The following is a 14,260-nucleotide window of genomic DNA, read 5'->3' as shown; positions in this document are numbered from 1 at the left end:
CGCCGCGCTGTGGAGGAGGAGACGGCGCGACTCTCCCTCCACAGGGCGGATCCGTCGGGACCGGAGACGGAACGCCGTTCGACTCGTCCCATCGGGGAAGCGGCGGGGCAGGCTCACCGCATGACGACCATCATCCGCGCCGAAGCGGCGCACGACTTCCTCGCCCTCGTTCCCTCGCTGGCCGGTTTCCGCCCCGAGCGGTCGCTCGTCTGCGTGGCATTCAGCGGCAACCGCACCGCCGGCGTGCTGCGATACGACCTGCCGCGGCGGGCTCGGGATCGAGCACCGCTCATCGCCACGATCGTCGGGACGCTGTGCCGCATGCACGGGGTCGACGCCGCCGTGCCGATCGTGTACACCGACGCCAGGTTCGGAGCCGGACGCGGGATGCCCCAGCGGGCGCTCCTCGGTATGTTCACCGCTCGCGCCGAGGAGGCCGGGTTCCTCGTCCGAGATGCGCTCTGCCGGGCCGCCGACGGCTGGGGGTCGCTGCTCGACCGGTCGACGCCCGCTACGGGCCATCCGCTCGCCCTGATCGAGGAGAGCTCCGTGACGCAGCTCGCCACGGAGGTCGGGGAGGTGGGCTCTTCGCCGTCGGAGAGTGCCCGGCTGCCCGACGCGGACCCGGAAGCCGCCGACCGCATCGCCCGTGCGCTCGAGGACCTCACGGGACGCACCCGAGCGGCCGCGCTCGAGCGGCTCGGCGACCTCGGCGACCCGGTGGCCCTCGTCGAATCGCTGCTGGCACGCGATGCCGACCAGCCGCCGCTCCGCCTCGCGTGGTTCCTGCACCTCGCCTCCGTCCCCGCGATGCGCGACGCCATGATGCTCCAGTTCGGGTTCGGCGCGCTCATCGGCGAGGCGGCGCACGACGACGCCGTGGCGACGGCCGATCGTGCGGCCGAACGAAACGAGACGGTCGACGAGCTCGTCGTGCGAGAACTGGCGAACGGAACGATCGGCGAGGTGAGCGACCTGCTCTCGCGCCTCATGACGGGCCAGTCGACGCTTCGCCCCGATGTGCGGCGCGTGGAGCGGGCGCTCGCGCTCCTGCGCCCGCTGATCGCGAATGCGCCGTCGACCCATCGCGTCGGCCCGCTCTGCATCGCGGCATGGCTGGCCTGGGCGCTCGGCCGGGGGTCGGCGTCGGGGGCGTTCATCGATCGCGCACTCGAGCTCGAACCCGATCACTCGATGGCGGGGCTGCTCGCAACGCTCGTCGGCAGCGGCGCGCTTCCCGAGTGGGCGTTCAGTGGCCGGTGAGTCGGCCGACCGCACCCGCGAGCAGCGATGGCCGCCCGGTGAGGCGTTCCTCGGCATCCGCGAGCCGCATGCCGAGCACTCCGAGATTCGCACCGAGGTACCGCAGCGGCTCGGGTTCCCACAGGGGAGAGCGGTGATTCACCCAGGGCAGCCGGGTGAGGTCGCTCCGAACCCCGAGCACGAGGTCGGACATGGTGCGGCCCGCCAGGTTCGTCGTCGAGAGGCCGTCGCCGACGTAGGCGCCGGCGAAACCGACACCGGTTCGCTGGTTGTAGCTCGCGGTCGGGTTCCAGTCGCGCGCGACGCCGAGCGGACCGCCCCACCGGTGCGTGATCGCCGCGTCGCCGATCGCGGGGAAGAGATCGCGCAGGGCCGCATCCAGGCGCTCGAACACGGACTCCACGCGCTCGAACGAGGGATCGAGCGCGCTGCCCCAGTGATAGCTCGCTCCGCGACCGCCGAACGCGAACCGGTTGTCGGCGGTGCGCTGCCCGTAGACGAGCAGGTGGCGGTAATCGCTGAATGTCTGGCCGTGGTCGATGCCGATCTCGTCCCAGATGTCGTCGGCGAGGGGCTCGGTGGCGATCATGAGGGAGTAGAGCGGGAGGATGCGCCGGCGCACGCGGGGCAGATGCGCGCCGTATCCCTCGGTCGCGACGATCACGTGGCGCGCCGAGACCGTGCCCTCCGCCTCGCTGCCGTCGAGCGAGCGGAATCCGACCCGGCCCGCGGACCAGCCCACGACCTCGGTCTGCTCGAACACCGAGACGCCGAGCGCCTCGACCACGCGCGCGAGGCCGCGCACGAGCTTCGCGGGATGCACGCGAGCGCAGGAGGGATCGAACATCGCGTCGGGCGCGCGGTCGTCGAGTCCGGTGGCTCCGAACCGCGCGCCGACCGAGCGTTCGTCCCAGTACTCGAGTGCGTCGACGCCGAAGCGGCGCGAGTCCTCGACCTCGGCGGCGGCGAGCTCGCGCTGCGAGGCGCTTCGCGCGAACGTGACCGTTCCGCCCTTCACGAAATCGCAGTCGATGCCTTCACGAGCCGTGACCCGGCCGACCTCGTCGACCGTGTCGAGCATCGTGCGGCGCATCGCGACCGCCTGGTCGTACCCGTGATCGCGTTCGATCGAGGTGGCCGACTGCGGGAACAGGGCGGAGCACCAACCGCCGTTCCGGCCCGACGCCCCGAATCCCGCGACCTCCCGCTCGAGCACGGCGATGCGCAGGCTCGGATCGGACTTCGCGAGGGAGTAGGCCGTCCAGAGCGCCGTGAGTCCGCCTCCGATGAGGCAGACGTCGAACCGGGCGCTCGCGGTGAGGGCCGTGCGCGGACGGAGATCGTCCAGTCCGCGCACGACCAGGTCGTCGAGCCAGAAGCTCACCCGACGGGAGGAATCCGGTGAGGCATCCGTCACCGTCGGGGGAGCTCCCGCCATCAGAGGCGGTTGGAGGCTTCGGTCAGCACACCGCGCAGCTTCTGCTCGATCTCGGCGAACTCGGCCGGACCGATCGTGAGCGGCGGCGCGAGCTGGATGACGGGGTCGCCGCGGTCGTCGGCGCGGCAGTAGAGCCCGGCGTCGAACAGCGCCTTCGACAGGAACCCGCGCAGCAGCCGCTCGGATTCGTCGTCGTCGAAGGTCTCGCGCGTCTCCTTGTCCTTCACGAGCTCGATGCCGAAGAAGTACCCGTCGCCGCGGACGTCGCCGACGATGGGCAGGTCGAGCAGCTTCTCGAGCTCGGCCCGGAACAGCGGCGAGTTCTCCTGAACGCGCTCGTTCAGCCCCTCCTCCTCGAAGATGTCGAGGTTCTCGAGCGCCACCGCGGCCGACACCGGGTGACCGCCGAAGGTGTAGCCGTGGTAGAACGACGTGTTGCCCTCGGCGAACGGGGCGTAGATCTTCTCGGAGACGATCGTCGCGCCGATGGGGGAGTACCCCGAGGTCATGGCCTTGGCGCACGTGATCATGTCGGGCACGTAGCCGTAGGCGTCGCACGCGAACATGTGACCGAGGCGGCCGAAGGCGCAGATGACCTCGTCGGAGACGAGGAGCACGTCGTACTGGTCGCAGATCTCGCGCACGCGCTTGAAATAGCCGGGGGGCGGCGGGAAGCAGCCGCCGGAGTTCTGCACGGGCTCGAGGAAGACGGCGGCGACCGTCTCGGGGCCCTCGAAGAGGATCATCTCCTCGATGCGGTTCGCAGCCCAGAGGCCGAAGGCCTCGAGGTCGTCGGCGGGTGCGCCCATCTCGGCGGCGCGGTAGAAGTTCGTGTTCGGCACGCGGAACCCGCCGGGGGTCACCGGCTCGAACATCTCCTTCATGCCGGGGATGCCGGTGATCGCGAGGGCGCCCTGCGGGGTGCCGTGGTACGCGACCGAGCGGGAGATCACCTTGTGCTTCGTCGGCCGGCCCTGAAGCTTCCAGTAGTACTTGGCGAGCTTGAAGGCGGTCTCGACGGCTTCACCGCCGCCCGTCGAGAAGAAGACCCGGTTCAGGTCGGCGGGCGCGTAGCCCGCGAGCCGGTCGGCGAGCTCGATCGCCGAGGGGTGCGCGTACGACCAGATCGGGAAGAACGCCAGCTGCTCCGCCTGCTTGGCGGCGACCTCGGCGAGACGCGCGCGGCCGTGGCCGGCGTTCACGACGAAGAGGCCGGCCAGCCCGTCGAAGTACTCCCGGCCCTGGACGTCGTAGACGTGGTGGCCCTGACCGCGGGTGATGATCGGCACCCCCGACGTCTCCATGGTGGACTGCCGGGAGAAGTGCATCCAGAGATGATCCTTCGCCTTCTGCTGCAGCGCATCGTTGTCATAGACCGTTTCGGTCATGGCCTTCCTTTCTTCGATGAGCGCTCGCCCTTCTCAGCGAGTGCCCCAGTTGTAGAACTGCTTCTGGAGCTTCAGGTAGACGAACGTCTCCGTGGACTGCACGCCCTCGATCACGCGGATGCGCGTGTTCAGGAGTTCGAGCAGCTCATCGTCGTTCTCGCAGACCACTTCGGCCATCACGTCGAAGCTGCCGGCGGTGAGCACGACGTAGTCGATCTCGGGGATCTCCGCGAGCCGTGCGGCGAGCACGCGGGTGTCTCCCGACGTGCGGATGCCGATCATCGCCTGCGTGGTGAATCCGAGTTGCATCGGGTCGGTCACAGCGACGATCTGCATCACGCCCGACTCGGTGAGCCGTTGCACGCGCTGGCGCACGGCAGCCTCCGACAGGCCGACGGCCTTGCCGATATCGGCGTACGAGCGCCGTCCATCGGCCTGCAGCTGCTCGACGATCGCCTTCGAGACGTCGTCGAGTTGCACGGGTCGGGACTGCGAAGAACGCCCGGTGTTCGTCATGGCACGATTGTGACAGTGAAGGATGCCCCGTGCAAGCGATTCCGTTGAATTCAGGCGCGAAATCGACTGAATCCACAGCAAACGGTCGCTTTCGTTTGCGGATCGCGGCGAGCACGGGTCATCGGGCCCGAAGCACCCCGACTTCGACCGCATGCGGATCGACACCCGCACCTCATGGCGGCCTCTCGTGCACCGCGCCGAGCGGTGCCAGAATGTTCGGCATGGTCGGAGGCGCAGTCTCGAGTGCGGCGGTGGCCGGCGCGCGCGCGTGGGATGTGATCGTGGGCGACCGCTTCATCGCCGCGATCGCGGCCCCGGCTCCTGAACGGGTCCTCACGTCGCTCGCCGAGGCGGCAGGCGACGCAGCACTGTCGCTCGAGACGCTCGTCGGACTCATCCCTTCGGGCCGAGTCGACCCCGTGTCCTCGTTCGGCCTCGTGTGGTGGCCCGACGATGCCCTGACGAGCGTCACCGCGGTGGTGCGCGGCGACGCGGTCGTCGACCTCGCGTCACCGGGCGGCAGTCGGCGCTTCGACGCCCGTGGCATCCGGCCGTGGCACCTCGCCGACTTCGACGACGTGGTCGCGCTGCGCATCACGGATGCCGCGGCGCCCCTCGACCGCATCGAGCGCGCAGGCTCGCCGGTGGCGCATCCGCGGGCGAGCCTGAGCGCCTCGTCGGTCGAGTGGGCCGCCGAAGCGGGACCCGCGGACGCCGCGACGACCGAGACGTGGCTCGATGCCGACACCGTGCTCGCACCGCGCCTCCTTCGGTCGAACGAGCACGAGGTCGCCGAACGCGAGGTCCTCCCGCGCGAGGCCGACGCGCACGAGGCCGCTGCCGACACGATCGTGACCGCCCGCACGGCCGAACGCCGGCGGGGAAGCGGCAGGTCCGACCCATCGCCCGAACCGGGCGTCGAATCGGCGGAGGCGAGCGAGGCGGAGACGAACGGGTCGGCGCCGGTCGTGCCTGCGCAGCCCGTCGTGCCGAGCGGGCCGAGATTCCGGGTCGGCACCGGGTCGCCGTTGACGGTCACCGCACCCGTGCTCATCGGGCGGCGTCCGCTGCGGCCGCGCGTGGCGGCGCCCGGCCCGCAGCCGGAACTGCTCGCCGTCGCCTCTCCCGCGTCGGTCGTCTCCGGGACGCATCTCGAGCTGCGACTCGTCGGCGCCCGGCTCGTCGCGACCGACCTGCACTCGACCAACGGCACGATGCTCCGCACGAACTCCGGCGCTCGCCGATTGCGCTCCGGCGAATCCATCGTGGTGCTCCCCGGCACACTCCTCGATCTCGGAGACGATACGATCATCGAGATCCTCTGCGCCCAGGGTGCTCCCGGCGCATGACCCGAACAGACAGCAGGCTTCACAGGTGACCCAGATCGGCAATGGCAACGCCCGCCACCGGATCACGCTGCCCGACGGCACCGACATCACCCTCGCGTGGGCGGCGGTCACCGACACCGGGCTCCGCCGAGAGGTCAACGAGGACAGCTTCATCGCGCAGGCGCCGATCTTCGCCGTCGCCGACGGCATGGGCGGGCACGCCGCTGGCGACTTCGCGAGCGCTGCGGTCGTGACCCGGCTCGCCGAGCACGGCGGCAAGGCGCTCGTCGGCACCCCCGAGATCGACCAGGCGCTCCGGCTCGCGGTGCAGGACATGGGCCGCGGGGCCGGTGTCACCGACGAGGGCAGCGGCACCACAGTCACCGGTGCGGCGCTCGGCGCGATCTCCGACGAGCCCGCGTGGATCGTCTTCAACATCGGCGATTCGCGCGTCTACCGCCTGGTCGGCGGCGTGCTCGAGCAGCTGACGGTCGACCACTCGATCGTGCAGGAGCTCGTCGACGCCGGCCAGATCACGCGCGAGGAGGCCGACACGCATCCCCACTCGAACGTCATCACGCGCGCCGTCGGATTCCACGAGGCGCCCATCCCCGACTACCGGGCGATCGCCGTCGAGCCGGGCATGCGACTGCTGATCTGCTCCGACGGGCTCACGAAGGAGCTCACGACCTACGGGATCCGCCACTTCCTCGTGGCCAATGCGAAGGCCGAGAAGGCCGCGCGGCAGTTGCTCGAGGCCGCCCTCGGCAATGGTGGTCGCGACAACGTCACCGCGATCGTCGTCGACGTGCTGAAGGTCGCCAGGCCGGCGAATGCGAAGCAGCCCGTCGACGGCGAGCTCGAGCGCGGCTGACGGATGCCCCGGGGCGGGTGCTCGACCTGTCCACGGCTCCACGAGACATCCGTCACCCGCGGATACAATGATGGGCACCGGGCGCCGCCGGCAACCGGGGCGGCGCAGCATCGACCCCGAGCAGGGCAGGAGGATCGTGTCGCGTCGACTGCCGTCCACACCGCCGAACCTGCCGGGGTTCGCGTTCATCCGCGTGCTCGGATCGGGCGGTTTCGCCGACGTCTTCCTCTACGAGCAGAACATGCCGAGGCGACTGGTCGCCGTGAAGGTGCTCCTCGCCGAGGTCGTCAACGACGACCTGCGCCAGATGTTCCAGGCCGAGGCGAACCTCATGGCCCAGCTCTCGTCGCACCCGTCGATCCTCACCGTGTACCAGGCGAGCGTCGCCGCCGACGGCCGCCCGTACCTCGTGATGGAGTACTGCTCGGCTTCGCTCGGGCAGCGGTACCGGGCCGTGCAGCTGCCGATCGCCGAGGTGCTCTCCGTCGGGGTCCGCATCGCCAGCGCCGTCGAGACGGCCCACCGTCAGGGCGTGCTGCACCGGGACATCAAGCCGTCCAACATCCTCACCACCGCATACGGCCACCCGGTGCTGTCGGACTTCGGCATCGCCGCGACCCTCGGCGAGGCGGAGACCGGCGACGCCGTCGGGCTGTCGATCCCGTGGTCGGCACCCGAGGTGCTGCATGACGAGATCTCCGGGAGCGTCGCGAGCGAGGTCTGGTCGCTCGGTGCGACGGTGTACTCGCTCCTCGCCGGGCGCAGTCCGTTCGAGGTCACCGGCGGCGACAACAGCTCGGGTGCCCTCATGGCACGCATCGACAAGGCGAAGGTGGCCCCCACCGGCCGGATCGACGTTCCGAAGAGCCTCGAGGAGGTGCTCGTACGGTCGATGTCGCGCAAGCCGTCGGCGCGGCAGTCGAGCGTGCTCGAGTTCATCCGCGACCTGCAGGCGGTGGAGGAGGAGCTCGGGCTCGCTCAGACCCAGCTCGAGGTCGCGATGGACGACTGGGCGCTCGCGACCGCGGTCGATGTCGACGAGCAGACCCGCATCAGCGGCGCGTTCGGCACCGGTGATGTGGGGGGCCGCCGACGACGCTCCCGCGCCGGGTCCCACCATCCAGCGCCCAGCGGCGCCGACTCCCGTCCCGGTGACGCCGGCCTGAGCCGCAGCCGCACGACGCCGCCGACCGCCCGCCGTCTGGCGTGGGGCATCTCGCTCGTGTCGGTGCTGCTGGTCGCGCTCGTCGGCGTCGGCGCCTACGCCGTGATCCAGGGCACCAGATCGATCCCGGTCGTGACCGACGTGCAGGGCTCCGCGGCCGACGGAAGCGTGACCTTCTCCTGGAACGACCCCGGTCTCCAGACCTCCGACGCGTATGTCGTGACCGTCGACGGGGAGGCGCTCCCGGTGCGGCGCGAACCCCAGGTGACGGTGCAGGCGGAGGACGGCGACCGGGTCTGCGCGACCGTCACGGTCATGCGCGACGGCAAGTCGGGCGCGTCGAGCGCCGAACGCTGCGTCGAGGTGTCCGTCGACGTCGATCAGGGGTCGTGATGCCGAAGCTCCCCGACCTGTCCCGCGTCCCGAAGCCGCGATCCGTCGCCATCACGGCGGCGGCGACGACGGCCGTGGTGGCCCTCGTCGCCGGAGTCGCGATCGCCTCGGGCGGGTACGCCTCGCAGCGGGTCGACCTCGGCGACGCGGCGGTGTGGGTCGGCAGTGGCGAGCACCAGTCGGTCGGGCGCGCGAACACCGCCCTTCACGAACTGAACTCGGTCGTCGAGACGGGCTCCACCGGCGCCGAGATCGTGCAACAGGGTTCTACCGTGCTCGTGCTCGATACGGCACTCGCAACCGTGCGCATGGTCGATGCGACGACGTCGAGCCTCACCGAGACCGTCGCGGTCCCACCCGACGATGCCGCCCTCGCCCTGGCCGGTTCCCGCGTGGTCGTGACATCGGGCGGCAAGCTCTGGACGACGCCCATCGCGCAGTTCGCGCAGTTCGACGCCGACTCGGAACCGATGCTCGCATTCGGCGCAGGCTCGGTCATCTCGGTCGATCCCGACGGCACGCTCTTCGCCTACTCCCCGTCGACGGGCGACATCAAACTGGTCGATGCGGCTGAGGCCGAGACGGTCGCAGCGCGCTGGCAGATCGCTCCCGACGCCGACGACCCCGACGTCCAGATCACCTCGGTCGCCGACCGCTGGGCGGTGCTCGACGTCGACGCTCGGATGCTCCACCTCGATCGGGGTGCTGTCGACCTCCGGGAGTTCATCGCCGCGAACGACGAGCCCGTGCTGCAGACCCCGTCGAGCGACGGAGACGAGGTCGTGATCGCGACTCGGAAGGGCCTCGTCAGCGTCGGGCTCGACGGCGAAGCGCCGCGCATGCGTGTCGACGGGCGCTCAGCGCTTCCCGCCGCTCCATTCGTGCACGACGGATGCCTCTACGCCGCGTGGGCCTCCGGCACGGCGTGGCGCTCCTGCGGGACCGACGAGGAGCCGGACGTCGACCTGAAGTCGGCACCGGCCATCGGCGACTACGCCTTCGTCGCGAACGGCGCGACGCTCGTGCTGAACGAGCGCCGGAGCGGCCGCACCTGGGCCGTCGCCTCCGACTTCGGGCTCATCGACAACTGGGAGGACCTGCTCGAGATCGAACGCGACGAGGAGACCGTCGAGCAGAACGACCCGGAGACGCCGCCGACGATCGAGAAGAGCCAGGTGCCGCCCGTGGCGGCCGACGACGAGTTCGGCGCCCGCCCCGGGCGGACGACGTCGCTGCCCGTGCTGCTCAACGACTACGACGCCAACGGCGATGTCGTCGTCGTCGACTCCGTCGACGGCGAGCTTCCGCCCGGCGTCGGCATCGATCGGATCGCCGAGAATCAGCAGTTGCAGCTCACGCTCGGAGACGAGGCATCCGGGGTCATCTCGTTCGGGTACACGATCAACGACGGCTTCGGCGGCACGGCTCATGCCATGGTCAGCGTGACGGTACGGGACCCTGACGAGAACTCGCCCCCGATGCAACAGCGGCAGACGAAGGCGTTCGTGCAGACCGGAGGGCGTGTGAGCACCGCGGTGCTCGGCGACTGGGTCGATCCCGACGGCGATCCGTTCTTCCTCAAGCGGGCGACGACGGCCGCGCCCGACACGCTGTCGTCGACCGCCGACGGTGTGGTCGTCTTCGACGAGAAGGGCGGCGCCGGCGGCGAGCGGACGATCTCTCTCGAGATGTCCGATGGCCGCGACACGGCGGTCGGCGTGCTCGGAGTCGGCGTGCGCGCCCCCGGTGACGTGCCGCTCGTGGCCGACCCGTTCGTGGTGCTCGCGACACAGGGGCAGGAGGTGCGCGTCGACCCGCTGCGGCACGTGCGCGGCGGCTCGGGCCGGATCCAGCTGAGCGCGGTGCCTGCCAAGCCCGATGCGCAGCTCACCCCCGATTTCGACGGCGGCACATTCCGATTCGCGAGCTCGGCGGTGCGCACCCACTATCTGGAGTACACGGTGACCGACGGCACCTGGACGACGACGGGGCGCGTCAGGGTCGACGTCTCCGCACCGCCCGAGCTCGACACCACCCCGATCACCGTGCCGCACACGGCGTTCCTCCGCGTCGAGCAGCCAGTCGACGTCGATGTGCTCGCCACGGACATCGACCCGACCGGCGGCGTGCTGATCCTCACCGGACTCGGCGAACCGGCCCCCGAGGCCGGCGTGCAGGTCGAGGTGATCGAGCATCGCATCCTCCGGGTGACGCTCTCGGGCCCGCTCGAGACCGGGTCGACGGTGTTCGGGTACCGCATCAGCAACGGCCTCGCGGAAGCCGAGGGCGAGGTGACCATCGTCGAGGTGCCGCAGCTCGAGATCCCCCAACCGCCGGTCGCGGTGCCCGACAAGATCTCGGCACGGACCGGCGACGTCGTCGACATCGCGGTGCTCGCCAACGACGAGCATCCCGACGCGCTCCCGATCACGCTCGAGCCGGTGCTCGAGCGTGAGCCCGAGGCGGGTCTCCTCTTCGTCGCCGGCGACCGTCTCCGGTACTTCGCCCCCGAGACGCCCGGGGAGTACGAGGCGACGTACCGGATCGCCGGGCCGGGCCCGCAGACGGCGACGGCGATCGTGCAGATGTCGGTCCGTGCCGCCGACCCCGAGACCAACACGGCACCGGTGCCCGCCACGGTGACCGCCCGCGTGCTCGCGGGCGAGACCATCCGCATCCCGGTGCCGCTCGGCGGAACCGATCCCGAGGGCGACAGCGTGCAACTGCTCGGTCAGGGCGACAACCCCGACCTCGGCAGCGTCACCGCTCACGGTCCCGACTGGCTCGAATACCAGGCGGGGGAGTACTCGGCGGGCACCGAGGACTTCGAGTACGAGGTCGTCGACGCCCTCGGCGAACGCGCCGTCGGCACCGTCAGGGTCGGCATCGCCCCCCGCCTCGACGGGGCGCGTGCACCGATCGCCGTCACCGACTTCGTGGAGGTGCGGCCCGGCCGCACGATCTCCGTGCGCGTCCTCGAGAACGACTCCGACCCTGACGGCGGCGCGCTGTCGATCACGGGCCTGACTCCCACCGAGGGCGAAGCGGCGGCCGAGTTCGTCGACGACCGCATCGAGGTCGAGATCCCGGCCGGCGAGGGCGAATACGGCTTCATGTACACGATCGAGAACGAGCAGTTCGTCAGCGCCTCGAACTTCCTCCGCATCGAGGCCCGCGACGATGCGCCGCTCGCTCGCCCCGAGGCATCCGACACCGTGCTGACCCTCAGCGACATCCTCGAGAAGGACCAGGTCGACGTGCCGGTGCTCCGCAATGTCTTCCTCGCCGACGCCGACGTGGCCGACCTCGAGGTCGGACTCGTCGACGGCTACGACGAGGGCGTCGAGGTGCGCCGCAACGGCAGCATCCGGGTGCAGGTCGAGGACCGACGCCGTGTCATCCCGTTCTCCGTGGCCCACCCGGAAGACCCGTCGGTCGTCAGCTACGCCTTCATCTGGGTGCCCGGCCGCGATGATGCACTGCCGCAGCTGCGCACCGACGCCCCGGCCGTGCGCGTCGTCAGCGGAGAAGAGGTCACCCTCGACCTCGCCGACCACGTCATCGCAGCTTCCGGGCGGCCGGTGAAGATCACGGACACCGCGACCGTGCGCGCGTCGCACAGCGACGGGTCGGAGCTCGTCGTCGACCAGGACACGCTCAGGTACCGCAGCGAAGACGGGTACTTCGGTCCGGCCTCGCTCTCGTTCACCGTGACCGACGGCGAGTCGGCGGCGGATCCCTCCGCGCGCACCGGCACGATCGTCATCCCGATCACCGTGCGGCCGACGGAGAACCAGCCTCCGGTGTTCACCGGCGGGGTCATCGACTTCGAGCCGGGCGAGTCCAAGCGCATCGACCTGGTGAAACTCACGAACTACCCCTATCCCGAGTCCCTGGACGAGCTCGAGTTCGAACTTCTGCCGCCGCCGGTCGAGGGGTTCCACTTCTCATTCGACGGCAGCGAACTCACGATCGACGCGGATGCCTCCACGCAGAAGGGCACCGAGACCGCGGTCGCCATCGGCGTCGCCGACGACGCCGGTGCAGGCAAGCCCGGCCGGATCCAGCTGCGAGTGGTGCCGTCGACGAAGCCGATCGCCCGGCCGGCACCCGACAGCGCGATCGCACCCCGCGGACGGACGACATCGATCGACGTGCTCGACAACGACCGGTCGACGAACCCGTTCCCCGACGTGCCGCTCCGAGTCGTCGACGTGCGCGGGCTCGACGCAGACGACCTGCCCGACGGCGTCTCGATCGAACCGAGCGACGACCGCTCGACGCTGAACGTGACCGTCGAGCCCGGTGCGGCACCCGTGAACTCGACGGTGCAGTACCAGGTGGCCGACGCCACCGGCGACGCCAGCCGGTACGCATGGGGCCTGGTCACGATCTCCGTGCAGGATCGCCCCGACCCCGTCACCGCCGCGCAGGTGACGGGCTTCGGCGATCGAACGCTCGACGTGGCCTTCGGCGCCGGCGCGTTCAACAACTCGCCGATCACGGGATACGAGATCCAGCTCGTCGATGCGGGCACGGGCGAGGTGGTGAGCACGAGCGACTGCGCCGCGACCACCTGCACGGTGGCGACGCCCGGCAACGGCCAGGCGAACGCCGTCCACGTCCGGGTGAGGGCGAGGAACGCGATCGGACTCTCCGACCCCGTCGACGCTCCCGGCCCGATCTGGTCCGATGTCATTCCGCCTCCTCCGAGCGGGTTGCGTGCGATGCCCCTCGACGGACGTCTGCGCCTCGAATGGGATCCGGCGCCCACCGGATCCGGAAGCTCGGTCCGGTCGTACGTGGTCACCGTCGCCGGCGTCTCGACGGAGGTCGCGGCGGGCACCGCATGCACGGCAACGCTCTGCTCGACGGAATCCCAGCCGCTCGAGAACGGCAGCCAGGTGCCCATCACGGTCAGCGCGAGGAACCAGGCGTACCCGGCGCTCGCCGTCTGGACCGAGGCCGGCACGAGCGGAACGCCGTTCGGCTCGCCGGTCGCCGGAGGCATCTCGGTCAACGGCGATGCCGCGGCCGGCACGGTCACGGTCGCGTGGGACGCGTTCGCCGGGAACGGCGATCCCATCGGTGGCTACTTCGTGCAGCGGCTCGTCGACGGAGCGTCGAGCGTACCCGGCGGTGCTCAGGCCTGCTCGGTGACCAGTCCGGCTCCCGGTACGGTCGTGCCGCCGTCGAGCGGCGGCTCCGTCGCGGACGTGATCTCCGTCGGCCCGGGCACCACGACGGTGCAGTTCGCCGGCACCGCGACCGAGTCGACGAAGTACTCCTTCGTCGTGTGGGGGTACAACCGCGCCGCATGCGTGAACACCGAGGTCGCCGGCACGGTCGTGCGACCGGCACCGGACAGGATCCGTGACGTCGACAGCCGGATGGAGATGCGCACCGCCGACGTCTACGACCGGTACATCGCCGGCGTCTCGCCCGGGGCCTGGCGCTACGACATCGTGGCCGTCGATGCGAACGGTTCCCAGATCCCCGGCACGCAGCAGAGCTTCAACGGCTCGGGGTGGGCGCAGGATCTCTTCTCCCGCCCGTTCGGCGAGTCCGTGCAGTTCCAGGTGCGGACGTGCTCGATCTGGGGCAGCTGCGGTCCGTGGTCGGGCGTGCTGCCGGGCGACGCGAAACCGTCGCTGACGTTCGCGCTGCCGAGCAGGGTCTGGGACGAGGCGACGAAGACCTGGTCATGGACCTCGGCGCCGGTGAACTCGGGCATCCCGGCGACGTTCACGTGCGGGATCGACCGCGATCGCGACGGCCGACCGGCGCAGTCGCCGACGAGCTGTCAGATCCCCGAAGCCAAGCCCGGCGACCTCGTCTGGTTGGATGTTGAGATCGCGGGCGTCGTCGTCCGTTACCAGAACCGCTGAGAAGGAG

8 protein-coding genes are annotated in these 14,260 nt (G+C 70.6%); 5 read left to right on the top strand and 3 right to left on the bottom strand.

Features of this window, described 5'->3' with window-relative positions:
• Positions 1 to 120: 120 nt before the first annotated feature.
• A complete protein-coding gene (locus ASE14_RS17935; RefSeq protein ID WP_056658376.1) occupies positions 121 to 1,263 on the top strand; it encodes a DUF4192 family protein in 1,143 nt (380 codons plus the stop codon).
• Here ASE14_RS17935 and ASE14_RS17930 read toward each other — a convergent pair.
• The 3 genes from ASE14_RS17930 to ASE14_RS17920 are packed head-to-tail and all read right to left on the bottom strand — an operon-like array spanning position 1,250 to position 4,605.
• Complete coding sequence (locus tag ASE14_RS17930; RefSeq protein WP_082601032.1) at positions 1,250 to 2,701, bottom strand: FAD-binding oxidoreductase; 1,452 nt, start codon at positions 2,699 to 2,701, stop codon at positions 1,250 to 1,252. The two genes, ASE14_RS17935 and ASE14_RS17930, sit on opposite strands and share 14 nt — an antisense overlap.
• Positions 2,701 to 4,089 (bottom strand): aspartate aminotransferase family protein, encoded by a 1,389-nt coding sequence (locus ASE14_RS17925; RefSeq protein ID WP_056658371.1) that lies wholly within the window; start codon positions 4,087 to 4,089, stop codon positions 2,701 to 2,703. The genes ASE14_RS17930 and ASE14_RS17925 overlap by 1 nt, the downstream gene beginning before the upstream one ends.
• Positions 4,090 to 4,122: 33 nt before the next feature.
• Positions 4,123 to 4,605, bottom strand: coding sequence for an Lrp/AsnC family transcriptional regulator (locus ASE14_RS17920; RefSeq protein ID WP_056658369.1), 483 nt, complete (start codon positions 4,603 to 4,605; stop codon positions 4,123 to 4,125).
• 221 nt (positions 4,606 to 4,826) lie between these two features.
• Here ASE14_RS17920 and ASE14_RS17915 point away from each other — a divergent pair, with 221 nt between their 5' ends.
• The 4 genes from ASE14_RS17915 (at position 4,827) to ASE14_RS17900 (ending at position 14,253) form a co-directional block, all read left to right on the top strand.
• Entirely contained in the window at positions 4,827 to 5,954 is a 1,128-nt protein-coding gene (locus ASE14_RS17915; protein ID WP_162257764.1) for an FHA domain-containing protein, read from the top strand.
• A gap of 25 nt (positions 5,955 to 5,979) precedes the next feature.
• Positions 5,980 to 6,807 (top strand): PP2C family serine/threonine-protein phosphatase, encoded by an 828-nt coding sequence (locus ASE14_RS17910; RefSeq protein WP_056658364.1) that lies wholly within the window; start codon positions 5,980 to 5,982, stop codon positions 6,805 to 6,807.
• 70 nt (positions 6,808 to 6,877) lie between these two features.
• Positions 6,878 to 8,365, top strand: coding sequence for a serine/threonine-protein kinase (locus ASE14_RS17905; RefSeq protein WP_082601031.1), 1,488 nt, complete (start codon positions 6,878 to 6,880; stop codon positions 8,363 to 8,365).
• A complete protein-coding gene (locus ASE14_RS17900) occupies positions 8,365 to 14,253 on the top strand; it encodes an Ig-like domain-containing protein (RefSeq protein WP_056658360.1) in 5,889 nt (1,962 codons plus the stop codon). The genes ASE14_RS17905 and ASE14_RS17900 overlap by 1 nt, the downstream gene beginning before the upstream one ends.
• Positions 14,254 to 14,260 lie beyond the last annotated feature (7 nt).

The organism is Agromyces sp. Root81 (genome assembly GCF_001429165.1).
Taxonomy (GTDB): domain Bacteria; phylum Actinomycetota; class Actinomycetes; order Actinomycetales; family Microbacteriaceae; genus Agromyces.
This window is presented reverse-complemented; position numbering and strand designations above follow the sequence as displayed.